Source organism: Streptomyces sp. NPDC001407 (genome assembly GCF_042895325.1).
Lineage (GTDB): Bacteria > Actinomycetota > Actinomycetes > Streptomycetales > Streptomycetaceae > Streptomyces.
Window position 1 is genome coordinate 25,904 of record NZ_JBIAWF010000005.1, and the last position, 24,366, is coordinate 50,269.

A 24,366-nucleotide genomic window follows, 5' to 3' on the forward strand; every position below is an offset into this window, starting at 1 on the left:
CCACGGCACGGCGCGAGCAACCGCGCCCGTGCTTCGCCGCAGCCGGTGGACTTCCAGAACGGCCTTTCGTCTGTCATGTCTGATCACTCCGCCGCCATGCCGGTGACGGTGAAATTTCCGCACCGAAGCCGCCGCGGCATCCTGCTCGGGCTCTCGCTGCCCCAGCTCACCCTGACCGCGGCAACGCTCGCCGTGCTGATGCTCACCGTCGTCAGCACCGGCCTCGCCGGCGCCTTCGCCCTGGGTCCCCTGTGGGTGGCCGTCGCCGCGCTGGTCTTCATCCGCCGAGGTGGCCGCTCGCTCGTCGACTGGGCCCCGATCATCACCCGCTACCGCATCCGCCGCGCCCGAGGACAGCACATGTGGCTCGCCCGCCCCTCCACCCGCCCCCGCACCGAGGGCCTGCTCCACCTGCCGGGCACCGACGCCTCGCTGCGGGTCTTCACCTCCCCCGACCGGCAGCTCGCCGCCGTCCACGATCCGCGCGCAGGCACCATGACCGCCGTCGCCCGCATCTCCAGCCGGGCCTTCGCCCTCCTGGACCCGGCCACCCAGAACGCCAACGTGACCGGCTGGGGCCGCACCCTCGCCGGCCTGGCCCGCACCGGACACATCAAGACCATCCAGGTCCTCGAACGCACCGTCCCCGACTCCGGCGACGCCCTCACTCGGCACTGGAACGAGCACGGCCACCCCCAGGCCCCGGTCGCCGGCACCGTCTACGCCGAACTCGTCGCCGCCGCCGGCCCCGCCGCAGCACCCCACGAGGCATACCTGGCGGTCTCTCTCGACATGAAGGCCGCCCGTCGGCTGATCTCGCAGGCTGGTGGCGGACTGCCGGGTGGTTTCACCGTGCTGCAGCAGACCACCGCCACCCTCACCCAGGCAGCCCGCAACGCCGGGCTGACGGTCACCGGCTGGCTCGATGCCCGGGAGATCGCCGCGGTCATCCGCACCGCCTACGACCCCAAGGCCCTCTCCGCCCTGCAGCAATGGTCGCCTACCGGCCGCGCCGAAGCCGACCCGGCCGCCGCCGGACCCGTCGTCCAAGTCGAGGAAAAGGACCGGATCACCACCGACAGCGCCCACCACGCCACCTACTGGGTCGAGAGCTGGCCCCGCACCGAAGTCGGCGCGGGCTTCCTCCACCCCGTTCTCTTCTCCGCCGGAGTGCGCCGCTCCTTCTCCCTGATCTACGTGCCGCAGCAGCTGGAAGCCGCGCTTAAGGACGTCCAGCGCCGCAAGGCCACGATCATCGCCGACGCCGCCGAGCGGCAGCGCCGCGGCCAGGTCGACTCCGAGGAGGACAACGTCGAGTATGCGGACGTCAAGCAGCGCGAGCGGCAGCTGATCGCCGGCCACGCCGACGTCGCCCTCAACGGCCTGCTCACCATCTCGGCCGACAGCCACGACGAACTCGACGCCGCCTGCGCCCAGGTCGAAACCGCCGCCGTCGGAGCACAGGTCGACCTGCGCCGCCTGGACTACCAGCAGCCCGACGCCTTCACCACCGCCGCCCTGCCGCTCGCCCGCACCGCCCTGTAACACCCGCAAGCCGCAGGAAGGACCACCCTCTCGTGACGCCCCCGACCGCACACCGCGAGCCGCTCGCCTACCTCACCGCGGCCACCGCCGGCATCCGCCACCACACCACCGCCTCCCCCGGCAGCAGCCAACCTCCGGCCACCCGGAGCGAGATGGACGCCCTCCACGCCCACCTCACCACCCTCCACACCCTGATCAGCCAGCTCACCCAGCAGACAAAGCCAGAACACCCCGCTCAGAGCGGGCACTTGGCAGCAGCCCGGACCCGGCTGTGGCAGGCCAGCGAACACCTCCACGACGCCTTCCACCAAGCACCCCGCGCCCCCGTCCCCGGCCGCGAGCCAGCACAGGATGCCGCCTGCCGCCAGGACCTGGATGCCGGACCGCCGTTCGTGACGATCTGCCTGCGCCACCTGCGCACCAGCGCCCTCGTCCGACGGCAGACCACCCCCGCCGACCTGCACGCACCCCTCCACGGTCACGCCCGCCACCGCGCCAGCTGAACCAACCCCCGCTGAAAGCCGAGCACTTCCCCGATGACCCACCGGCCCGCCCGCACAACCCGCCGCGCCAGCGCCTCCCCGCTCTTCACCCCCCACCACCGTGACCGGGCCCAGCGCCGCGCCGACCGCCACCGCCTCCACGACGCCCGCGAACAAGCCCGCAAGGCCGCCCCCGCTCCCGCCCGCCGTCGCGACCGCATCGACGAACAGGGACCGGCCCCGCTGTACCCGGCGAGTGGCCGACCGGGCCCGGCCTCCGCACGCGGAGGGAAGCTCTCCCTGCCCGCCCACCGCATGACCACCGCCACCGTCGCCGGCGCCTACCCCTTCCTCGCCGAAGGCGGCCTCGGCGCCGAAGGCACCTACATCGGCCGCGACGTCCACGCCGAAGCATCCTTCACCTTCGACCCGTTCGCGCTGTACGGAAAGCTCGACGGCTTCACCAACCCCAACGTCCTGCTCGCCGGGGTCATCGGCATGGGCAAGAGCGCACTCGCCAAGAGCTTCGCCCTGCGCTCCGTCGCCTTCGGCTACCGGATCTACGTCCCGTGCGACCCCAAGGGGGAATGGACCGCGGTCGCCTCGGCGCTCGGCGGCACGACCATCGCGCTCGGCCCGGGACTGCCCGGACGTCTCAACCCGCTCGATGCCCCCGCTCAGCCCGATGGTGTCTGCGCGGAGGACTGGGCGAGCGAGGTCCGCAAACGCCGCCTGATGCTGCTCGGCTCCCTGGCCCGCACCGTCCTCGGCCGGGACCTGCTGCCGATGGAACACACCGCCCTCGACGTCGCCCTCGACTGCGTCGTCACCCACGCCGCCTGCACCGGGCGGACCCCGCTGCTCGGCGACATCGCCGCCACCCTCAACAACCCGGGCCTGCTCGATATCGCCGGCGGCGAACTCTCCGGCCGTCTGGGCGATGCCGCCCGCGACCTCGCCCACGCCATGCGCCGCCTCGTCCACGGCGACCTCGCCGGGATGTTCGACGCCCCCTCCACCGTGGTCTTCGACCCGCGCAGCCCGATGCTCACCATCGACCTCTCCCGCCTCGGCGGCTCCGGCGACGACACCGGCCTCGTCCTCGCCATGACCTGCGCCTCCGCGTGGATGGAGTCCGCACTCGCCGACCCCAACGGAGGCCGACGCTGGGTCGTCTACGACGAAGCATGGCGGCTGATGCGGCACGCGGGCCTGCTCGAGCGCATGCAGTCCCAGTGGAAGCTCTCCCGGGGCCTGGGCATCGCCAACCTCATGGTCATCCACCGCCTGTCCGACCTGCTCACCGCAGGTGACGCCGGATCGCGCGGACGCGCACTCGCCGAGGGCCTGCTCGCCGACTGCTCCACCCGCATCGTCTACCGCCAGGAAGCCGACCAGGTCCTGGCCGCCGCCGGACTGCTGGGGCTGACCTCGGTGGAATCCCAGGCCATCGCCCACCTCAACCGAGGCAGGGGCTTGTGGAAAGTGGCAGGCCGCTCCTTCATCGTCCAGCACCTCCTCCACCCCCAGGAGCTGCAGCTGTTCGACACCGATGCCCGCATGCACTGAGAGGTCCGCACGTTGCCGATCTACGTACGTCACCCCGACAACCTGCGCACCGTGGCCCGGGAGATCCGCGACCTGACCACCGGGCTCGACGTCCCTGAGCACAGCACCGCGGAGATGGTGGCCTACACCGCCGGCGCCCGGTTGAAGGCTCTGGGCCGCATGGCCGAGGAGATGTCCGACCTCCTGCTCTACCGGCTCACCGGACCCCTCTCCACGGACCGGGCCGAACTACGCGGCAACACCGCTCTCGCCACTGCCACCTCAGGCTGCGTACAGGCCATGAGCTCCCTGAGCGAGATCCTCCGGCAGGTCGCCTTCCTTAACGAACACGCGCGCCTGCCGCCCTCCCCCGATCTCGCCGACGCGCGAGACGCCGCCTGGAGCGTCATCCACGACCACGTGGAGGAAGCCCGCACCGCCCTTCATGACACTGCCGACCAGCTGAACTCCGACGCTCGACGGCTCGTCCAGCCGCCACGTCGACCCGCCGCTTCCACCCCGCAGGCGCAATGCCCGCCCGCGCCGGCACCCCTCTCCACCGCCGTCCGGCGCCGACCGGCCCTCTGAACCCCCGCCCGCCTGCACACACCGAAAGACCCCTCCTCGTGTCTCAACGCGCCGATCTGGCCACCTTCGCCACCGCACTCGCCCAGCGCCTGCCCGGCACCTGGACCAGCCAGCACCACGCGCACGCCACCTACCCCGACCAGTTCCCCATCGCCGAGGAACTGTGGGACATGGGCCACGCCCAGTGGGCCGTCTCCGAGTTCGTCCTGGACCACGGCGCCGTCCTGACCGGACCGGACGGCATGCGCCTGTACGTCATCGACCGGCCTCTCAATCAGCGCGAGTTCATCGTGGCTGCCCTTGCACCGCCCGCAGTGCCAGACCATCTCTTCCGCGGCGTCGAGGAGCCGAACGGCATCACCATGGGCACCGACCCCGTCCGCGCCGCTGCCACCGTCACCCGCCGTCTGCTGCCCCGCTATCAGGAAGCCCTCGCCCATGTGCGTCGCAACGCCGCCGCAGAGCAGGCTGCCGCGACATGTCGTACGGCGCGGGTCTCCTTCGCCTGGCAGGCCGACGGCACGCTGACCGCTGCCACGGACTATCCCGGTGCTGCCGAGTACCTCGAGCGCACCGGATTCCACCAAGTCCCGCGCGAGACCGGCGTCTTCACGCTGCCGGGTACGCTCACGGCTGCCGAACGTGACGCGCGGCTGCGAACCGCCGCCCTGCAACTCGGCGCCCTCGGCGCCGACGTCTCCATCGCACACGCCCCCACGGCGCAGCCGACCGCTCCTGCACCCGTCGCGGTTTCCCTGACCGAGTTGGCCCACCGGGCCACCACCGCCACCGATTTGCACGAGGTAGCTGCGGTTCTCGACCAGATACTCGATCCGGCAACGGGAACACTCCCGGCTCTGGAGGGCGTCGTCCGCCAGACTGCCTCCCGGGCCGCCGACGCTGGTCCGTCCGCGCTGCGCGGCGAGTTCACCACCTCTTTCAACGGCATCACGACCCGCCTGCAGCACCTCACCCGTGACCTGGCCGAACTGCGGCTCGGACTAGGCGAGATCGCCATGCTCACCCACGTTCACGGCGAGCACATCTGGGCCGACCTCCTCGGCAGTCAGCACCACACCTCCCGCACCCGCCCCAGCGCTGACACGGCCGCGCAGCCCGCCATCGGCTTCGTCTCCACCAAGAGCAGCCCGCGCGGGCGCTGACGCCGCCCCCTGCGCACCGCAGATTCGCCCCCTTCACCTCGCCGCGGTTGGTGATCCGTAACCGTGTGTCGCAGCACTCCCCCGGCCGCCGCCTCCACCAAGCCCGCCCACCACCGGTGAGCCGGTCACACTTTTCCCCAGCACGGAGCACAGCCCTGTGGATAACCCCGACCCTCACGTCATCGTCGGCCGCCACCCAGAACTCGGCTATGTCGCCTTGAACCCGCAGGAGTTGTTCGTCGCCGACCACGTACTCAAGCTCCTCGGCTTCCAGCCCGTCCCCGGCAGCAAGCTCTACGCCCTGGCCAACCCCGAGCACGACGGCGAACGCCGCACCCGGCAGGCCATCGCCTCCCTCCGCGCCGCCCGCTACCAAGTCGCCGCCGACATCAGCCTCGACCCCGCACCACCCCAGCAAGCCGCCACGCAGCGCCTCGCCAATGAACAACAGCAGACCATGACGCAGAACACCACGCCGCGAACGACGCCAACCGCCCAGGCCGCGGTCGCCAGGTCCGCCGCGTGGCAGAGCCGCACCGACCTGCAGCCCGTCCCCCCACGCCCCAAGCACCCTCCGCTGTGGGCGCCCCGCAGCCAGATACGGCGTTGAGGACCACGCGACGCTGCCGACCGTACTTGCTGAACTACCCCACCGCGCCAATCCACCGAGACACAGGAGATGTTGACTCATGGCTGTTCGTACTCACTGGACCGTCGACCACACGTGCGGCCACCAGGTCGAGCATGATCTTTCCGACCGCGCCGCCGACCGCCGCGCAGGCTTCGCCCGCTGGCTTGAGGCCCGCGACTGCTCCGACTGCTGGAGGGCCGCCCGCGAGAGCAGCCCGGACGAGAAGCAGCAGTGGCTCACTGCCCGGCGAGCCGAGGAACAACAGGCCGCAACCGAGTGGGAACAGCGCTACGGCATGCCGCCGCTGGAGGGCCCGCAGAAGGCACTGGAGTGGGCGGTGCGATGTCGGCACCAGCTCGTGACAGCTGCCTACACCGAGCTGGTCGTCGAAGGCAGTTGGAACGACACGGAGTGGTCGGTGATCGAGGAGAAGGCGCGCACGATCACGCGCGCGGGGTGGTGGATCGACCAGCGGGATGCCGACGGCCGCGATCTGCCGGAGCTGCTCGATGCGGCCACCGACGCCGACCGGCCGACCGAGAACCCCTTCGTCTAAGCCCTGCGGCTACAGCGCCGTTCCACCGGTTACGGAAACCGGCTGGCACACCTGATTCCGGGGCTTCCGCTGCCCAGCACACCCCATCACCGAGGTCTTGCTCATGCCCGATTCCGCTCCGCTTTCCGTCCACGCAACAGATACCGTCACGCCCGCCCGCGTGGTCGCACACGACCACTTCGCCCCTAGCGACCGTGTCGTGGTCATCCGGGGCAGCCTGGACGGCGATCTGCACGGCGACGACCTGACCGTCGTCGCCCCGTCCTGGCACACCGTCACCGGCCAGGACGGGTGGCGTACCCGCAATCCGCATGGCGGTACTCGCACCTTCACCACCGTGCACCCGCGCTACCTCATCCACGTCGAGCGGAACTGCCCCGAATGCCTGGACTTCTTCCGCGCCCTGGCCGTCGAACTGCTACCCCAACTGCCTCCGAAGGGTTGCACCGAAGGCGACTGGTACGCCTTCACCGCCCTCGACCAGCTCGTCCACCGCAACGACTACGACATAGCGGTCTGATCGTCCGCTCGAGCCACGACGCGCCGTACAGCAACGCTGTGCGATCTGCCCAGCGCGCCAACCTCATTCCCACCCCGTTCCGCCCGTCCGCTGGGACTTGTTGAAGTATCCCGTGCACCTCAACAGCCCATCGGCACCGCTCCGTTACGAAAGTCCCCATCCTCCATGAGCCTGGCTGACGAATACGGCACCGACGTCGAGATATACCGGCGTGACGACATCGTCTACGCGGACACCCGCACCGACGCCCCCGAGCGTCTACTCGAGCGCCTCGACTCCCTCGGCTTCACCCGCAAGTCGCGTGCGATCTACACCTGGCATGAACTGCCCGAGGGCCTGAACCAAACCGAGGTCAAGCAGCGATCTATCCGAGCCGTCCTGTTGCTGACCGCCGCCGGGTACGACGCCAACATCTCTCACGACCTGTACGACAAGGCCATCCACACGGCAGTCGTAGCGCAGGTGAAGTCCGCTTCGGTGAAGACAACTCGCGTACCTCCGCGACCTACGCCGAGCCCCACCACGCGCCGTAGTCGCTGATTCCCTCTCCCTCGGGTGTGCCAAGACCCGGCACACCCGAGGGCGCTGTACTGCACGCCGCCTCGCCAGAACACTGCTGGCCCGCGAAGCTTCCAGGCCCCACTGACTTCGCAGGATCGCCCCACGTCGCGCCAGCGGTGAGCGCTCTGCTCTGCCCCACCGCACTCCTGCCATCCGGCGCTCTGCCCACCCGCGTTCCTCCCACGCTCCGGCCGGACGCTGTCGCTGACCAGCGCAATCCTCAGAGCCTCCCGCGCCCCGTCTCCCCTTAAGCACCACCACAGGATCTTTCCTCTTGCCTCCTCGCACGCCCTCGTCCGCGTCCTCCTCCCCAGCCACGGACGTCCTGTTCCGTATCCTGATCGGCGGCATAGCCGTACTGGTCCCCTTCGCGACCGCTGCCTGGATCGGCGGCAACGCCGTCACCTTCCTCACCGACGCCGGCCCCCGCGCACCGTTCCAGCCCGCCGACGCCCTCCTCCACCCCCACGAGCTCTGGCCACACACCGGCGACACCGCGCTGACCATCGGCACGCTCGTCTTCCCCATCACCCTGCTCCTGGCCACCGCAGCCCTGGCCGCACGCCTCTACCTCCGCCACAAGAACGGCTCCCGTGGCCGGAAACCCGTCAAGGGCATGGCCACCCGGCGGGACATCGAGCCGCTGCTCGCCAAGCAAATGACCGCCAAGGCCCAGTCCCTCCGCCCCAGCCTGGCCAAGGCCGAGACGAAGAAGATCGCACCGGCCCAGACCGGCATCCTGCTCGGCGACCTCGCCGGTACCCGACACGAGGTCCGCATGGGCTACGAGGACGTGGCCGTCGCCATCATGGCCCCGCGCTCCGGCAAGACCACCTGCCTGGCCATCCCCGCCATCCTCAACGCCCCAGGCGCCGTCCTGCTCACGTCCAACAAGGCCGCAGGCGACGCCTACACAGCAACCCTGGAGGCGCGGAGCCGGGTCGGCCGGACCTGGACGATGGACCCGCAGCAGATCGCCCACGCCCCGCGGGAGATGTGGTGGAACCCCCTCGCGGACGCCACCACCCTCGAAGGCGCCGGACGCCTGGCCGGCCACTTCGTCTCCGCCTCCGTGGACGCCTCGAACGCCGGTGACTTCTGGTCCAAGGCCGCCCAGAACGTCCTCGCCCAACTCTTCCTCGCCGCCGCCCTCGACCGGCGGCCCATCACCGACGTCATGGGCTGGCTGGCCTTCCCCTCCGACCGCACCCCGCTCGACGTGCTGCGCGACCACCACTTCGACGCCGTCGCCGCCCAGCTCAAGGGCACCGTCGAAGGCCCGCCCGAGACCCGCGACGGCATCTACGAAACCGCCCGCCAGTACGCCGCCTGTCTGCTCTCCGCCGACATCGCCGCATGGGTCACCCCGCAACCGGACGTGCCCGAATTCCGGCCCGCCGAGTTCGTCCAGGGCCGCGACACGCTGTACCTGCTCTCCAAGGACGGCGGAGGCGGTGCCTCGGCACTGATCGCGGCCTGCGCCGACGCGGTCATGCGCACCGCCACCGCGCACGCCGAACGCTCCGGCGGCCGCCTCGACCCGCCGCTCCTCGCGATCCTCGACGAGGCCGCCAACGTGTGCAAGATCAGCGATCTGCCCGACCTGTACAGCCACTTGGGGTCGCGCGGCATCATCCCCATCACCATCCTGCAGTCCTACCGCCAGGGCCAGAAAGTCTGGGGCGACGCGGGCATGGACGCCATGTGGAGCGCCTCCACGATCAAGGTCATCGGCAGCGGCATCGACGACCCCGACTTCGCCGACAAGCTCTCCCGGATGATCGGCGACCACGACGTGGAAACCGTCTCCACCTCCACCTCCGATTCCGGCACTTCCAAGTCGGTCTCCATGCGGCAGGAGAGGATCCTGCCCGCCGACGCCATCCGCGCCCTCGCCAAGGGCACCGCCATCTGCCTGGCCACAGGGATGCGCGCCGCCATGCTCACCCTGCGCCCCTGGTACAAGGAGCCCGGCGCAGACGAGCTGTCCGCAGCCTCGGCCCATGCCTCCAAGGACATCACCGCCCGCGCCATCGCCAAGTCCAGCCCGCAGCAGGACAACTTCAGGACGGCCGCATGACGGGCCTCATCCTGGACCTGTTCGCCGGTCCGGGCGGCTGGTCGCGCGCACTGACCGTCCTCGGCGCACACGACATCGGCCTGGAGTGGGATGAATGGGCCTGCAAGACCCGCGCTGCCGCTGGCGAATTGACCATCCGCACAGACGTCGCCCGGTATCCGACGCGGCCCTTCGTCGGCAGAACCGTCGGGCTCCTGGCCAGCCCGCCATGTCAGGCGTGGAGCATGGCCGGCAAGCGTCTCGGCCTGGTGGACCAGCCGCTGGTCCACCAGGCCGTGGCCGACCTCGCAGCCGGCCACGACACCCGCGAGCGCCTCCTCACATCCTGCAAGGACGCACGCTCACTGCTCGCGGCCGAGCCGATGCGCTACCTGCACGCCCTCAACACTGCCGGTGAGCCGGAGTGGATCGCCATGGAGGAGGTGCCGGACGTACTGCCGCTGTGGCGGCAGTACGCGGCCATCCTGCGCACCTGGGGGTTCTCCGTGTGGGCGGGGATCCTCAACGCCGCGGACTACGGGGTGCCCCAGACCCGCAGGCGGGCGATCCTGCTCGCCTCCCGCACCAAGGCCGCGCGCCCGCCGGAGCCCACCCATGCCCGCGCTGGTGAGCCGGAGACTCTGTTCGGTCCCGGCCGCGCACGGTGGGTGTCCATGGCCGAAGCACTCGGCTGGGGCGCAACGGACCGGCCGGTGCCCACCGTGTGCGCCGGCGGCGGACCGGGCGGAGGCCCGGAACCGTTCCCCAGCGGCTCCCGGAAGGCGCTGACGACCTCGCGCGAGCGCGGCAGCTGGAAACACCGCACCCAGTCGCCAGTGACGGCAGGCTCCCGAACAACCCGCTCCTGGGTGCTGCGCAACAACAGCCAAGCCAACGCCACCGTCCGCCGCCTCGACGAGCCCGCCGGAACGCTCTTCTTCGGCCACCGGGTCAACGAGTGTGTCTGGCTCCCCGAACAACCGCATGCCGGTTCAACACCTGCTTCCCCTCGTCCCAGCTGCTCCTCGGAGGCGATCCGGATCACAGCGGTCGAAGCGGGAATCCTCCAGACGTTCCCGGCCTGGTATCCCTGGCAAGGCACGAAGTCGCGTCAGTTCCAGCAGATCGGAAACGCCGTCCCTCCGTTGATGGCCGCACACCTACTCGCCCCGTACGTGGGGGCGCGCGTGCGCCAGGACGACTTCGGGCTGGCCGCATGAGCGCCGGTCTCAAGGGGCTGCCGGGGATGGAAGCGACGGTGCTCGCCGAGCAGGCTCTCCTCGGCGCCCTCCTTCTCCGACCGCGCCACCTCGGCTCGACCGTCAACTGGCTGGAGGCCGGGCACTTCTACCTCCCCCACCACGCCGCCCTCCACACAGCGATGCGCCAACTCGCCAACGACGGACATCCCGCACTGGCCGACAAGTGCTCGAGCGATCAGGGCCTCGACTGGCTGAAGCGGACCACCGCCCTCGCAACCGAGCAAGCCCCAGGACTCACCCCGTCACACGCCCACACGCTGGTCAACTTCTGCCCTCAACCGGACCACGCCGCCGCCTACGGCCGCATGGTGCTGGCCGGCCACACCCGACGGACCATCGCCGAACACGCCCAACGCCTCGCCGACACAACGCGGTCAGCCAAAGATCCGGAACTCCAAGCAGAAGCGGTCAACGCGCAGGCAGACGCTCTCACCAGCGCTCTTGACGACCTATCCCGGCACTGGCGTGCCCACCCGGGAGCCACGCCTCGCGGGGGCTCCCCTCCCTCGCTCCGCGAGCTTCCCCCGAACGACCAACGGCACGCCGACGAACAAGCCTTCCTCTCCGCAGTCACGACGCGACCGCACGAGCTGAGGGACATCCGCGGCTACCTCACCCCGGAAGACTTCGCCGACCCTCTCCACCAACAGCTCTACCGCTGTCTGACCGCCCTGCACCACCGCGGCGAGCCCATCGACCCCATCACCGTGGTCTGGGAAGCCCAGCACCGCGGCGTCCTCGCCGGCACCACACCCGAAACCATCCTCACCACCTGCGCCCGCTCCGGCAACGACCCCGCCTACTGGGCCACGCGACTCCTGGACCACGCACTGCTCAGCGCAGCCGTCGTCTCCGCCGGACACATCGGACACGCCGTAGAAGACCCGGCCATGACACCACAACAACTCATCGCGGACTGCCGCCGTGCTCTTCGAGACCTCACCGCCGTGCGGCTACGGCGACACCACGGGCCACCAGCCCCGCCTGCACGTTCCTCTCGACTCCCGACGCAACGCTCCGCGACTCGCCCGCCCCCGAGGATCGCCCCAGTCAGCCCTTCCGGGCCCGGATTCTCAGCCCCGCGTGCACCGACATCGGGTTCGTCGCGGTAACGCATACACCGCCCGCCACCGCTACGGGCAAAAGCACGCACCAATTTACGCGCTGGCATAGCCCAGACGGAAAAGAGGGACGGCCCGTTCAAGGTCCTTCTCCGTACGAAGGCGCACCTCCAACGGACCCGTACCGTGATGCCCGATATTCGTCACATCACGAGTGAAACCGGGAATCAGGTCGACCTTGCCGGGATCGGCATTCAGGTAGATCAGAACATGCTGCCTATGCATGCGGCTGACACAGGCGAAATTCCGCAGTCTCCGGTAGGCGCGATATTGCTTGCGGTCCACCTGGGTCACGTCATCGCCGAGAGAGACCAAGACCTCGTCGACGGCTGACCTCAGCTCTTCGGTCACACCGCCGGAGGGCTGACCCACACGAGCAACGGCCCGCCGGGGACGTGGCTGGCGGTCCCATCCGGTGACGGATGCCACTGGTTCAAGCGCGAGCAGGTCGTTGCCGAAATACCGGTAGCGGACCAGGTCGATGGTGCGCTGGATCTCCCCGATGGCATGGGCGTCGTAGCGAGTGAAGTCCTCAGCGATGCAGATCAACCTGGGATCGTTCCACAGCACCTGGGCCGCAGCGGCTACGCCGAGGCGCTCGCGGACCAGGTGCTGGAACTCGGCCTTGTGGTCAATCAGCCACGACAGGTAGAAGAGCCCCTGGTTGATCACACCTGCGTCCTGGCCGCGCTTGTACTCGATGATCACGGGAGCCCCGTTCTCGTCGAGTCCGAGAGAGTCGATCCGGCCGCCGTGCCGCGGGCCGGTGCTGTACTCACTGGCCAGGAAGCGCACGCCGAGGAAGGTCTCCATGTGCTGCTCGACCAGCTCCTGCAGGCATCGCTCGCGCGCTACCGATCGCGCCGGAATCTCTTCCGCGCCGCCCACCCCGACGTTGAACAACTTCAGACCTGACACGTCCGCCCCTTCTTGCCTCCGCCTGCCTTAACGGCCGACGGAGGCAAGATTGTTTCCCGCCGCATGCCGGCCTGCAATCCAATTGCCGTGAACGTGGCCAGGCAGGCCCACCGTGCGCGCATCCCGCAGGTCCTCGGTCAGCGGCGCAGCGCAGTGAAGCCTCCTGCGGCTGGCCCGCCACCATCCGAAGCCGTCACCTCTCCGAGAAGCAGGGTGCCGCTCTATAGCAGACATTCGCCGGTTATCCCAACCGGCTGCGGTCAAGAAACTGGTCCTGTGCGCGTGTTCTCCGTAAGAGAATGCGCCCCCGCTTGAGTGGACTGTTCCGCGAGGTCGACCCAGTGTTGTGTCTCGCCGGAATCAGCCGACCAACGACCGGAACTCTCGCGGAATTCGCCTTGCACAGATCCTTGTTCAACCGCAGGAAGACCATGCCCGACCGCGCTATAACGCACCCGCACATATCCCCTGTCTCCAGCGCAGACGCTTCGGCCGACGCTCTGACCGCGAGCTGGTACACCACAGAAGAAGTCGCCCAGCTCCTCAAGCGCGACCCTTCCACCCTCCGCCGGTGGCGCACCGCACGCCCGCCGCAGGGGCCGCCTTTCGTGCAGCTGTCGCAGCGCGCTGTGATGTACAGCGCGCTCGACCTTCAGCAATGGCTCGCCAGCCGTCGTATCGATCCGGCGCAGGCCGCCTGATGCAGAAGCAGATGCCGCCGATCGGCGTCAAGCTGTCGGTGGACGTGGAATACCGTGAGGGATTCCCCAACCCCCACCGTGCCCGCGTCAGATGGTTCGACCCCGAATCCGGCCAGCGCCTCTCCCGCTCACGGATGCTGCCCACAGACGACGAAGCCCAGTCATGGGTCGACCGGATGGAGCGCATCGCGCAGCGCGGTGTTAGTCCCGCCGTGGCGACGATGTCGCTTTCCGAATACGGGGAGTTGGAGTGGGACCTGGCCATGCGCGGCCTGGAGCCCAAGACAATGGACCCCTACGGGGCGGGCTGGCGGCTCCGAATCGTACCGGCCATCGGACACCTTGAAGTCCCCGTCATCACCAACGGTGTTGTCGACCGCACGGTCTACGGATGGATCGCCGACGGCCACGGCCGTTCCACCGTGAAGAACTCCATCGCCCCACTGAACCGGGTCATGGAGCAAGCCGTCCGCGACGGCATCATCGACATCAACCCGGCCAAAGTCACTGGCTGGCAGAGGACTTACCAGCAGGTCGAGGACGAACTCGACGACCCGCGCTCCCTCGCCCTGCGGGACTGGGGCGCGCTCGACACCCTCGCCAACGCCCTCGTCGAGCGATCGCACGATCAGTACCTGGGCTGGGGCGACGCCGTCCGCTTCGCCGCCTGCACCGCCGCCCGCATCGGCGAGGTCTCCGGCGTCCGGGCCCAGGACATCGACCGGCGCACCTGGACGTGGGAGTGCTGCCGCCAGACCACCCCCAGTCCGGGTGGGCTCATCGACAAGGGCACCAAGGGCAAGCGGCGCCGCTCCGTACCTCTCATCCCCGAAATCCGACCCATGGTCAGCGCCCGCCTCGACGCAGTCGGGCACGACCCCATGGCCCGGCTCTTCACCGGACCGCGCGGAGGCCGGATCACCACAGCCATCCTGCGCGACGCCACCCACTGGGACGAAGTCGTCGTCCGCCTCGGCTACGAACACCTGCGCCGCCACGACCTCCGGCACACCGGGCTGACATGGATGGCGGATGCCGGCATCCCCGTCCACGTCCTCCGCATGATCGCCGGACATGGCTCGATCACCACCACCCAGCGGTACCTCCACCCGGACCGCCGCTCGATCCATCTGGCGGGCGCGGCTCTCAGCCGCTACCTCGCCGAAGGCCGCCAGGAACCCGCTGGTCCCAAACTGGTCCCAGAGGCCGCACCTGTGCGGCACCTGCGGCTCGTCAGGTGATCAACGCGAAAAAGCCTCTGACCTGCGGTTTCCCGCTGATCAGAGGCTTCTTTCACCGTGTCGGGACGGCGGGATTTGAACCCACGACCCCTTGACCCCCAGTCAAGTGCGCTACCAAACTGCGCCACGTCCCGGTGCTTGTCCGGCTCGGGGTTTTGCCCTCGCCGACCGCGCACGAGAACAATACCGCACTTCAGCGGGTGGGCGCGCACGGGTTTGCGGGGGTCTGATGATCGCCGGGGGTTGACCTCAAGCTTGGTCGAGGTTGCACGCTGATCGACATGACGACATCGGCCGGCACAGCCTCCGTATTCACCTATGACGACCTCCCCCGGCTCATGACCCTGATGAGCGGCGACGAGAAGCACGGGCCCGCCGCGACCTCGACGCTCGACGCGCTCTGGGTGCTCTACGACCGCGTGCTGCGCATCTCGCCGGAGCTGCGGGAGGCGCCGGGCCGGGACCGGTTCCTGTTGTCCAAGGGGCACGGGCCCATGGCGTACTACGCGGTGCTCGCCGCCAAGGGGTTCTTCCCCGAGGAGTGGCTGAGCGGGTTCGGGGGGTACGAGTCGCCGCTCGGGCACCACCCGGACCGGATGCTGGTGCCGGGCGTGGAGATCGGCAGCGGGTCGCTCGGGCACGGGCTGCCGCTGGCCGTGGGGACGGCGCTGGGGCTGCGGGCGCAGGGCCTGGGCGGGGCCCGGGTGTGGGTGCTGATCGGGGACGCCGAGCTCGACGAGGGCAGCAACCACGAGGCCCTCGCCTTCGCCGGGGCCACCGGGCTCGACACCCTCCACACCTTGATCATCGACAACACCTCGGCCACCCATGGCTGGCGCGGGGGCATCGCGTCCCGCTTCGAGGCGGCCGGGTGGTCGGCCGTCACCGTGGACGGCCGTGATCACGAGGCCCTGCACGCGGCCTTCACCGCGCCGCACCCCGGCCGGCCCCACGCCGTGGTCGCCCGCGTCGCCCCCAAGAACGCCTGAAGCCCAGGAAGGCATCACCGATGGACACCATGCGCGAGCGTTTCACCTCCACCCTCTCCCAGTTGCTCGACACCGATCCCCGCCTCGCCCTCGTGCTCGCCGACATCGGCGTGGCCGGGTTCGCGGACGCCCAGCGCGCCCACCCCGACCGCGTGATCAACGTCGGCATCCGGGAGCAGCTGCTCATCGGCACGGGCGCCGGGCTGGCCCTGACCGGGATGCGGCCGGTGCTGCACACCTTCGCCAGCTTCCTCGTGGAGCGCGCCTTCGAGCAGGTCAAGCTGGACTTCGAGCACCAGGGCGTGGGCGGGGTGCTGGTCAGCACGGGCGGCTCGTACGACTGGCCGGCCGGTGGCCGCACCCATATGGCGCCCGGGGACGTGGCGCTCCTCGACACCCTCGACGGCTGGACCGTGCACGTCCCCGGCCACCCGGACGAGACCGAGACCCTTCTGCGGCAGGCGGTCGCCGCGGGGGACGACCGGGTGTACGTGCGGCTCTCGCTGCACGCGAACACCACCGCCCGGCCGGTGTCCGGCCCCGGCTTCCACACCGTGCGCGAGGGGCGCGGCGGGGTGGTCGTCGCGGTCGGGCCGATGCTGGACAACGTGCTGGCCGCGGTCGAGGGGCTGGACGTGACCGTGCTGTACGCGGCGACGGTACGGCCCTTCGACGGCGCTTCCCTGCGGGCGGCGCTCGGTGGGAAGACGGACGCCGCCGACGTCGTGCTCGTCGAGCCCTATCTGGCCGGCACCTCCACGGGCGCCGTGAACGACGCCCTCGCCGATCTGCCGCACCGCGTGCTCGGCCTGGGCATCGGGCGGCGGGAGCTGCGCCGCTACGGCTCGGTCGACGAGCACCTCGCTGGGCAGGGGCTGGACGCCCGCTCGCTGCGGGACCGGATCACATCGTTCCTGAACCGGTGAGCACCCGCCCGGGGTGCCCCGGGCCGATGAATCGATGAGCGGACCGCACCCGCCCCCCTCGCCTCACCCGTGGCGGGGGCGGCGGGCGGCACCGCGGCGGCGATCGTCGCGACCGGTGCGGTGTTGACCCACGGCCCGTCCCCCGTGCAACCATCGAGCCGTCCCGCGCATCACCGCAACTCCCCCGCCCCAGGAGGACAGTTGGACACCCCCGGCCCGGTCGGCACACCCGCGTCCCCCCTCTCCGCGCTCTCCCGGCGCGGTTTCCTGCAAGCCGATGCCGGTACGGCAGCGGCGGCGGGCGTCGCCACGCTCCCCGCCGCCGCGGCGACCGCGGCCGCCCCTCACGCACCGCGCGCCGCCCTGTCCTTCACCGCCGCCACCAACGGATCCGCGTCCCTCTCCCCGGCCGGCGACCGGCTCATCGCCGAGGTGCAGAACGTCCTGTGGTCCGTCCCCCGCTCTGGCGGGGACGCCGTGGCGATCACGCCCGCCGATCTCGAACCCACCCGCCCCGTCCACTCCCCCGACGGCAGGACGCTCGCCGTCTGCGCCTACCGCGGCGGCGGCTTCCACCTCTGGACGCTGCGGCCCGACGGCTCCGGGCTGCGGCAGCTCACGGACGGGCCGTGGGACGACCGCGGGCCCGCGTGGTCGCCGGACGGTACGCGGATCGCGTTCGCCTCCGAGCGCGGCGGCGACCCGGTGGCCGGGAGTCCGTACCGCGTGTGGGTGGTGGACGTGCGGACGCGCACGCTCACCCGGATCAGCGGCCTGGCCGGGCAGGACGGGCCGGCGCAGGACGGCGCGTGGGAGGACTTCGACCCGGTGTGGTCGCCGGACGGCAAGCGGCTGTTGTTCGTCCGCGGGCGCGTCGTGGAGGGTGTGCTTCAGGCGCGTACGGTCGTGTCGGTGGCGTCCGACGGCCGGGGGCCGGTGCGTACGGAGCACACCGAGGAGGCCGCCGCGCAGGTGATGACGCCAGCCGTCTCGCCGGGCGGCAGGCTGGCCTATCTGCGCACGACGGCGGCGCCCGCCGCGTCCTGCGTGCTCGTGGTGGACGGTACGGCCGTGCCGGTCGAGGGTGACGTGGAGCCCGTACCGCCGCGGTGGGTGTCGCGGGACGAGCTGCTGCTCACGGTGAGCGGACAGTTCCGGATCATCCGGCCGGGACGGGCGGACGCCAAGGCCGCCGCCGCGGTCACCGCCACCGTCCCCTTCACAGCGAAGCTGCCGCTGGACCGGCCCCAATACCGGCTCAAGCGGTACGACTTCGAGGTCGGTGGCGTGCACAAGGCGCGTGCCGTGCATCTGCCCGCGCTGTCGCCCGACGCCCGGCAGGTGGCGTTCGCGGCGCTCAACTCCCTGTGGATCGCGGACGTTTCCGGCGGGCGGCCGCGCAGGGTCACGGGTGCGGCGTCCACCCGCTATCTGCTCGCTCCGGCGTGGACCCGCGACGGGAAGTCGCTGGTCTACAGCGACGACCGCGACGGGCTGCCGGCCGTGTGGCGCCGTGACCTCGCCTCGGGCGAGGAGAGGCTGCTGGCCGACGGCGGCCGGGTCCTCCCGGCGCTCTCGCCGGACGGTACGCGGCTGGCCAGCCTGGACATGTCGGGCAATCTCGTGGTGCGCGATCTGGCCGCCGGGACGGACCGGGTGCTCGCGGCGCCCCTGGGGGCGGGCGGGCTGCCCGGCAGACCGAGTTGGTCGCCCGACGGCCGCCGTGTCGCGCTGTGCGACCGCAACCGGCTCAACCAGCGGTTCCGCGAGGGCTACAACCTCATCCGGGTGCTCGACACCGCCGACGGCGGCAGCCGTCTCCACGCCATCGCCCCGCACGCCTCGCTCGCCGACCGCTACGACTCCGGCCCCGTCTGGTCGCCGGACGGCCGCCACATGGCGGTGATCCACGAGTCGGCGCTGTGGCTGCTGCCCGTGCGCCCGGACGGGACGCCCGACGGCGAGCCGCGCCGGCTGACGGACGAGGCGGCGGACCACCCGTCCTGGTCCGCGGACTCCCGCTGGATCCTGTATCTCTCGGCCGGGCGCCTGCGGCTGCTGGACGTGGCGGGCGGGCCGGCCCGTACGGTCCCGGTCGCGCTCGACTACCGGCGGCCGACCCCCGCGGACACGGTCGTGCGCGCCGGGAGGTTCTGGGACGGCACGGGCGAGGCCGTGCGCGAGGACGTCGACCTCGTGGTGCGTGACGGCCGGATCGCCGCCGTCGAGCCGCACCGCTCCCGGCGCTCCGCCCTGCGCACCGTCGACGCGTCGGAGCACACGGTGCTCCCCGGCCTGTGGGACGCGCACACGCATCCCTGGCAGAGCACCTACGGCGGACGGCAGACGGCGCTCCAGCTGGCGTACGGGATCACCACGGCGGTCTCGCTCGGCGGCTTCGCCTATGAGCAGGCGCGGATCCGTGAGGCCGTCGCGTCGGGTGCGCTGGCCGGGCCCCGGCTGCTGGCCACCGGCGAGCTGCTGGACGGGGCGCGCGTCGCGTACAGCATGGGCCGCCCGCACCGCACTCGCGAGGGGCTGCGGAGGTCGCTGGAGCGGGGCGCCGGGCTGGACTGGGACTTCGTCAAGACCTATGTGCGCGCGCCTGGTTGGGTGATGGAGGAGGCCGCGCGCTATGCCCACGACCGGCTCGGCGTGCGTGCGGGCAGTCACCTCTGCTCGCCCGGCGTACAGCTGGGCCAGGATCTGACGACACATCTCCAGGCCACCCAGCGCCTGGAGTTCGGGCACGCTACAACGGCGACGGGCCGCGCGTACGAGGATCTGGTGGAGATCTACACCGGTACGGACTTCCACCTGATCGCCACGATCTTCACCTCGGTGCCGCTGCTCGGCGCGGCCCCGGCGCTGGCCGAGGATCCCCGGGTGACCAAGCTGATGCCGCCGTGGGACGTGGCAGTCGTACGGCAGACGGCGGCCGCCTCGCCGACGGCGGGTCAACTGGCCACGCTGGAGCGGGAGATCGACGTCTATCGCCGGGTCCTGTCCGGTGGCGGCATCGTCGCGCTGGGCACGGACGCGCCCCTGGTGCCGGTCGGGCTCTCCCTGCACCTGGGGCTGCGGGCCCTGCACCGCTATGGGCTGTCGCCGGCGCAGGCGCTGCGGACGGCGACGGTCCTGCCCGCCCGGGTGTTCGGCGCGGAGCGGGAGCTGGGCACACTGGAGGCCGGGAAGCTGGCCGATGTGACGATCGTGGACGGCGACCCGTTCACGGACTTCGACACGCTCGTGCGGACGGTGTCGGTGCTGCGCGGCGGGATCCCGTTCGAGCAGGCGGAGCTGGTGGGGGCTTACGGCGGCGCGGGCGACCGGAAGGCGCACGCGTCGCGCTCACACGACGAATGGCTGGAGGTCGGGCGGCAGTTGCGCCGCGACTCCTGCTGCGAGGAGATGGAGCTGCCGCACTTCTGACGGCCACCGCCCCGCGCGCCCTCCCGCAAAGGGCGCGCGGGAGCCGTCGGCTACTGGTTGATCTGGTACGAGTCGCCGTAGACCTTCCACTTCAGCGGCGGGCGGAGGTCGAAGTTGCCGTTGTCGAGGAAGACGCGCTGCTCGGTGTCGATCCGGCTGGTGTCGCTGTGCGCCTCCTCCTTCTTCATGACCTTCTTGCGGGCGTCGAAGAAGGCGTTGAGGTAGGTCTTCTCGTCACCGCCCTGCGCCGGGGTCCTGGCCTTGGCCATGGCCGCCTTGCGGATGCCGCCGAAGCTGTCCTTGCCGTCGCCGGGGCCGTGCATGACGATCGCGTCGTAGTAGACGAACTGGCCCAGGGTGCGCAGCCCGTCGGCCTTCGCCTGCCCGACGGCGGGGTCGAAGTACATGCGGTCGCGCAGGGCTTCCTGGGCGTCGCGGAAGGTCTTGTCCTCGGCGGCTTTCTTCCAGGCGGCCTCGAAGGGCTTGCCGAGGCCGGCGTGCGAGTCGCTGCCGTTGGCCTTGCGGAGGGCGGGGAGGTACTTGGCGAGCGGGTTGTCCGGCTTCGTCTTGGTGTAGCCCTCGACGAGTTCGAGCATGTCGCCGGTGCCCGAGGTGAAGCCGATGATGCCGCCGGTGTAGCCGCGGCCGTCGTCGTAGGGCTCGATGTAGGCGAACTGCGCCCGCCAGTTGAGCGTGGAGTTCTCCGCGCTGGCCACCAGCTGCATCGCGATGTCCTTGGCGTGCGGGTCCTCCAGGCCGGCCCTGGCCCGGTCCGCCTGTATCCGGGCGGTGGCCGGTGCGGCACCGGCGGGGCCGGGGGCCGCCTGGCCCGCGCCCGCGAGGGCGAGCGAGGCCGGGACGGCCACGGCCAGAGAGAGCAGGGCGATGCGGCTGGTCCTCTTCGAGATGCGCGTGGGCATGCGGCGGTTCTCCGATTCCCGATCAGCTGTTAGGAAGCTTTCCTAACCGTTGACGGGCATTGAAGCGGCACAGCCACTTCCGCCACAAGAGATGTCTCGAACACCGGAACGGGAACGCGCCACTTCCGCGCCGGACATCAACCTCCGCGCTACGCCCCTACGGTGGCCTCCGCGTCGTCGGCCCGCTGCCGCACCGGCGCGGGCCGGACCGTGACCGGGTGGAGCGCGATCGGCCGCCACCACGGGTCGGACGGCAGCGCGCCCGCGGGCTCGAAGGGCTGTCCCGGCCGCGGCGTGGCGACCCGCGCACCATGGTGCTGACCTGCCGCGACCGATCCCTCGACGGGCTCCTCCCAGGAGTGCGGCGCGAGATTGAAGGTGCCCCAGTGGATGGGCAGCATGACGCCTCGCGCGGCCTCGCCCTGGAGATCGAGATGGGCCCGCATGCCCTCTTCAGGAGTCATGTGAATGTCTGGCCAGAACTCACTGTAGGCACCGATCTGCACCATCGTCGCGTCGAACGGCCCGTACTGCGCGCCGATGTCCGTGAAGCCCGGGAAGTAACCGGTGTCACCGCTGTGGAAGACGCGGTGCTCGGGACCGGCGACCACCCACGAAGCCCACAGGGTGTGCTGGGTGTTGCGCAGCGCACGGCCGCAGAAGTGGCGTGCGGGGGTGGCGGTGAGGGTGAGGCCGCCGACCACGGTCGACTCGTGCCAGTCCAGCTCGGTGATCCGGTCGGGCCTGACGCCCCAGTGCTCCAAGTGGGCGCCGACGCCCAGCGGTACGGCGAAGCGGACGCCCGTGCGGGCCAGGGCTCTGACCGTCGCCATGTCCAAGTGGTCGTAGTGGTCATGGGAGATGACCACCACGTCCAGCCGCCCGATCTCGGCCAGCGGCACCGGCACCGGGTGCAGCCGCCTGGGCCCCGCGAACGCGAACGGCGAACAGCGCTCCGACCACACGGGGTCGAACAGCACCCGGTGGCCATCGATCTCGGCGAGCACGCTGGAGTGCCCCAGCCACGTCAGCCGCAGCCCGGAGGCGGCGGGAACGGCCAGGTCGGCGATGGTCGTGGGGTGCACGGGCACATTGCCGGCGGGAGTGCGGCGGGCCCGCTCCTCCTTACGGAAGTACGTCGGCAGGAACTTCAGCAGGGATCCGGAGGGGGTGCGGTCGGCGGCCACGGGGTTGGTGAACACCCCGTCGGCGAAGTTCGGCGACCGCCGGATGCGCTCCATCCGCTCCCCGGAAGGATCCGCCCCGAACGCGGCCGGGCGCAGAGCGTCGAGCGGTGAGCTTTTCGGGCGGAAGCCGGTCACGGCACCTCCAGTGAGCAGCGGGCAGGTCATGCCATTATCTGCCCCCGAGGACCGGCGGCCGGTGACCCCCTCCCGAAGCCAGGACCGCGCCCACGCGAACTCCGCGTGCCGCCGCCCGGGCCCACCCCCGATTGGGGCCCGGACGACAGCGGCGGAAGCATGCCCCACTGTGCAGGGTCGCGGCCGCGTCCGCACGTGGTTTTTCCATGAACATGCCGAGTGCCTGTGTCGTTCGGGGCCGCTCAGAGCCCGCTCACCCGCAGAGTGATGTTCAGCCGCCCGGACAGCCCGAGCGCGGGCGGCGCGGTGTCCGGCAGGGTGCGGGGCACACCGTGGAAGGCCCGGCGCGCGGGGCCGCCGAAGACGAAGAGGTCACCGCTGCGCAGCTCGACGTCCGTCCAGGGCCGGTCGCGGCCGCTCGCGTTGCCGAACCGGAAGACGCAGGCGTCCCCGAGGGTCAGCGAGACCACCGGCGCGTCGGCCTTCTCGTCGCGGTCCTGGTGCATGCCCATCTTGGCGCCCGGCCCGTAGAAGTTCACGAGGGCGACGTCGTACGGAGGGACGTCGGCCGCCTCCGTGCCGTACGCGTCGGCGACGGCCGCCCGCGCGAGCTCGCCCAGCCAGGGCGGGAACGGCTTCACGGGCGCGCCGTCGCCGTCGACGACGGTGCGGGCATAGCCGTAGGGGAACCAGTGCCGGCCGAGGCAGACCGTCCGTACGGACATCTCCCCGCCGCTCGGCATCCGCACCGTCCGCAGCCCGGCGGGCGGCCTGGCCCACTCCCGGCAGGCGGCGAGCAGCCGCTCCTGCGCGGCGGGGGCCAGCCAGTCGGGCAGGTGCACGGCGCCCGGGGCGATCTCGGCCCGGGGGCGGGGGAAGAGCGAGTCGTGCATACCGCCAGCGTAGGTCCGCGCCGCGAGGGCTTACTCCGTGAGCAGCCGCTCCCGCAGCCGTTCCCGTGTCGTGGCGGTGATCCCGAGGCCGTCGGCGAGATAGCGGTCGGCCGTGCCCCACGTCTCCTCGATCGCGGCGAACGCCGCGGCGAGGTACTCCGCCCGCGCCTCGAACATCGGTGACAGCAGCGCCGTGATCTCCGGCGGCTCCGCCGGGCGCGGGTGCCGCATCCGGTAGCGGCGGTGCGGCGCGTTCGACTCCAGGTAGTCCGCCTCGATGACGTCGCGCGGCACCCCGAGCGCGAGCAGGATGATCGCGACGCCCAGCCCCGCGCGGTCCTTCCCGGCGGCGCAGTGCATCAGCACGGGCACGGCCTCCTCGGCGACCATGCGCAGGACGCGGCCGTGCTCGGCGGTGCGGGTGGTGATGATCTCGCGGTAGCTCGTACACATCCGCTCCACGCCTCTCGTGCCGGCCATCACCTCCCGCAGCCGGTCGAGGTCCCGGGCGCGGACCAGTTTCCAGAACTCGGCGCCGTACGCGGGGTCGCTGAGCGGGATGTTGACGTTCCGCACGCCGAGCAACTCGGCGTCGGGGCCGTCGAGCTCGATGTCGGCGGCGTTGCGGAAGTCGACGACCGTGTGCAGGCCCAGCGACTCGAGGAAGCGCCGGTCCTCCTCGGTCGCGTGGGCGAGATGGCCGCTGCGGAAGAGGACGCCGGACCGTACGCGCCGCCCGTCGGCCGCCGGGAGGCCGCCCAGGTCACGGAAGTTGCGGACCCCCGCCAGCTCGGGCTCGGTGGACGGGACATGCGGCGTCTGCGTCACGGGCGCTCCCAGATTCGGCCGTCGACGCTGTTCGTCGACGAGGCGACGAGGCGACTTTACGACAACGGCCCGACGGCAGATCAGCTCTCGCGGACACCCGCGCCGACGTATTCCGGGTGGCTCGATTTTTCCGGGGTGGGATACATCACTGCACGTCAAC

22 protein-coding genes and 1 tRNA gene are annotated in these 24,366 nt (G+C 71.0%); 17 read left to right on the forward strand and 6 right to left on the reverse strand.

Annotated elements, in window-relative coordinates; genetic code table 11:
- Positions 1-75 precede the first annotated feature (75 nt).
- The 12 genes from ACFY1P_RS09370 (at position 76) to ACFY1P_RS09425 (ending at position 12,027) form a co-directional block, all read left to right on the forward strand.
- A complete protein-coding gene (locus ACFY1P_RS09370) occupies positions 76-1,545 on the forward strand; it encodes an SCO6880 family protein (protein ID WP_390750295.1) in 1,470 nt (489 codons plus the stop codon).
- Between the two features lie 32 nt (positions 1,546-1,577).
- On the forward strand, positions 1,578-2,048 hold the full coding sequence (locus tag ACFY1P_RS09375) for a DUF6238 family protein (protein WP_390750296.1): 471 nt from the start codon (positions 1,578-1,580) through the stop codon (positions 2,046-2,048).
- A gap of 33 nt (positions 2,049-2,081) precedes the next feature.
- Entirely contained in the window at positions 2,082-3,596 is a 1,515-nt protein-coding gene (locus ACFY1P_RS09380) for an ATP-binding protein (protein WP_390750297.1), read from the forward strand.
- A 12-nt stretch (positions 3,597-3,608) separates the two neighbouring features.
- Entirely contained in the window at positions 3,609-4,163 is a 555-nt protein-coding gene (locus tag ACFY1P_RS09385; protein ID WP_390750298.1) for a hypothetical protein, read from the forward strand.
- 38 nt (positions 4,164-4,201) lie between these two features.
- Complete coding sequence (locus ACFY1P_RS09390; RefSeq protein WP_390750299.1) at positions 4,202-5,326, forward strand: hypothetical protein; 1,125 nt, start codon at positions 4,202-4,204, stop codon at positions 5,324-5,326.
- 157 nt (positions 5,327-5,483) lie between these two features.
- Positions 5,484-5,936: a hypothetical protein gene (locus ACFY1P_RS09395; RefSeq protein WP_390750300.1), complete on the forward strand. Its 453-nt coding sequence runs from the start codon at positions 5,484-5,486 to the stop codon at positions 5,934-5,936.
- 79 nt (positions 5,937-6,015) lie between these two features.
- Positions 6,016-6,513: a hypothetical protein gene (locus tag ACFY1P_RS09400; RefSeq protein WP_390750301.1), complete on the forward strand. Its 498-nt coding sequence runs from the start codon at positions 6,016-6,018 to the stop codon at positions 6,511-6,513.
- A gap of 160 nt (positions 6,514-6,673) precedes the next feature.
- Positions 6,674-7,033: a hypothetical protein gene (locus ACFY1P_RS09405; protein ID WP_390750302.1), complete on the forward strand. Its 360-nt coding sequence runs from the start codon at positions 6,674-6,676 to the stop codon at positions 7,031-7,033.
- Positions 7,034-7,198: 165 nt separating this feature from the next.
- Positions 7,199-7,573: a hypothetical protein gene (locus tag ACFY1P_RS09410; protein WP_390750303.1), complete on the forward strand. Its 375-nt coding sequence runs from the start codon at positions 7,199-7,201 to the stop codon at positions 7,571-7,573.
- 295 nt (positions 7,574-7,868) lie between these two features.
- Positions 7,869-9,674 (forward strand): type IV secretory system conjugative DNA transfer family protein, encoded by a 1,806-nt coding sequence (locus ACFY1P_RS09415; RefSeq protein WP_390750304.1) that lies wholly within the window; start codon positions 7,869-7,871, stop codon positions 9,672-9,674.
- The gene (locus ACFY1P_RS09420; RefSeq protein WP_390750305.1) at positions 9,671-10,873 is read left to right on the forward strand and encodes a DNA cytosine methyltransferase; all 1,203 of its coding nucleotides are present in this window, start codon (positions 9,671-9,673) and stop codon (positions 10,871-10,873) included. Before ACFY1P_RS09415 ends, ACFY1P_RS09420 begins: the two co-directional genes overlap by 4 nt.
- Positions 10,870-12,027 (forward strand): DnaB-like helicase N-terminal domain-containing protein, encoded by a 1,158-nt coding sequence (locus tag ACFY1P_RS09425; protein WP_390750306.1) that lies wholly within the window; start codon positions 10,870-10,872, stop codon positions 12,025-12,027. Before ACFY1P_RS09420 ends, ACFY1P_RS09425 begins: the two co-directional genes overlap by 4 nt.
- A gap of 45 nt (positions 12,028-12,072) precedes the next feature.
- Here ACFY1P_RS09425 and ACFY1P_RS09430 read toward each other — a convergent pair whose 3' ends face one another.
- Entirely contained in the window at positions 12,073-12,954 is an 882-nt protein-coding gene (locus ACFY1P_RS09430) for a transporter (protein ID WP_390750307.1), read from the reverse strand.
- Between the two features lie 311 nt (positions 12,955-13,265).
- On the opposite strand from ACFY1P_RS09430, the gene ACFY1P_RS09435 reads away from it, so the two are divergent.
- Positions 13,266-13,655, forward strand: a complete 390-nt coding sequence (locus ACFY1P_RS09435) for a helix-turn-helix transcriptional regulator (RefSeq protein WP_390750308.1) — start codon at positions 13,266-13,268, stop codon at positions 13,653-13,655.
- The gene (locus ACFY1P_RS09440) at positions 13,655-14,896 is read left to right on the forward strand and encodes a tyrosine-type recombinase/integrase (RefSeq protein WP_390750309.1); all 1,242 of its coding nucleotides are present in this window, start codon (positions 13,655-13,657) and stop codon (positions 14,894-14,896) included. Before ACFY1P_RS09435 ends, ACFY1P_RS09440 begins: the two co-directional genes overlap by 1 nt.
- A gap of 60 nt (positions 14,897-14,956) precedes the next feature.
- Here the strand turns inward: ACFY1P_RS09440 and ACFY1P_RS09445 are convergent.
- Positions 14,957-15,030: transfer RNA gene (locus ACFY1P_RS09445), tRNA-Pro, on the reverse strand.
- Positions 15,031-15,177: 147 nt separating this feature from the next.
- On the opposite strand from ACFY1P_RS09445, the gene ACFY1P_RS09450 reads away from it, so the two are divergent.
- The 3 genes from ACFY1P_RS09450 (at position 15,178) to ACFY1P_RS09460 (ending at position 20,243) form a co-directional block, all read left to right on the forward strand.
- Positions 15,178-15,885 carry a transketolase gene (locus tag ACFY1P_RS09450; RefSeq protein WP_361525690.1) on the forward strand — a complete coding sequence of 236 codons (708 nt, stop codon included), beginning with the start codon at positions 15,178-15,180 and terminating at the stop codon, positions 15,883-15,885.
- Positions 15,886-15,905: 20 nt separating this feature from the next.
- Positions 15,906-16,811 carry a transketolase gene (locus ACFY1P_RS09455; protein WP_361525688.1) on the forward strand — a complete coding sequence of 302 codons (906 nt, stop codon included), beginning with the start codon at positions 15,906-15,908 and terminating at the stop codon, positions 16,809-16,811.
- A gap of 201 nt (positions 16,812-17,012) precedes the next feature.
- Positions 17,013-20,243: an amidohydrolase family protein gene (locus ACFY1P_RS09460; protein ID WP_390750310.1), complete on the forward strand. Its 3,231-nt coding sequence runs from the start codon at positions 17,013-17,015 to the stop codon at positions 20,241-20,243.
- A gap of 50 nt (positions 20,244-20,293) precedes the next feature.
- Here ACFY1P_RS09460 and ACFY1P_RS09465 read toward each other — a convergent pair whose 3' ends face one another.
- The 4 genes from ACFY1P_RS09465 to ACFY1P_RS09480 form a co-directional block, all read right to left on the reverse strand.
- Positions 20,294-21,163: a chitosanase gene (locus ACFY1P_RS09465; protein WP_390750311.1), complete on the reverse strand. Its 870-nt coding sequence runs from the start codon at positions 21,161-21,163 to the stop codon at positions 20,294-20,296.
- Between the two features lie 149 nt (positions 21,164-21,312).
- A complete protein-coding gene (locus ACFY1P_RS09470) occupies positions 21,313-22,485 on the reverse strand; it encodes an MBL fold metallo-hydrolase (protein WP_390750312.1) in 1,173 nt (390 codons plus the stop codon).
- Between the two features lie 242 nt (positions 22,486-22,727).
- Positions 22,728-23,378: an alpha-ketoglutarate-dependent dioxygenase AlkB family protein gene (locus ACFY1P_RS09475; RefSeq protein WP_390750313.1), complete on the reverse strand. Its 651-nt coding sequence runs from the start codon at positions 23,376-23,378 to the stop codon at positions 22,728-22,730.
- Between the two features lie 30 nt (positions 23,379-23,408).
- Entirely contained in the window at positions 23,409-24,206 is a 798-nt protein-coding gene (locus ACFY1P_RS09480) for a tyrosine-protein phosphatase (protein ID WP_390750314.1), read from the reverse strand.
- Positions 24,207-24,366: the final 160 nt, after the last annotated feature.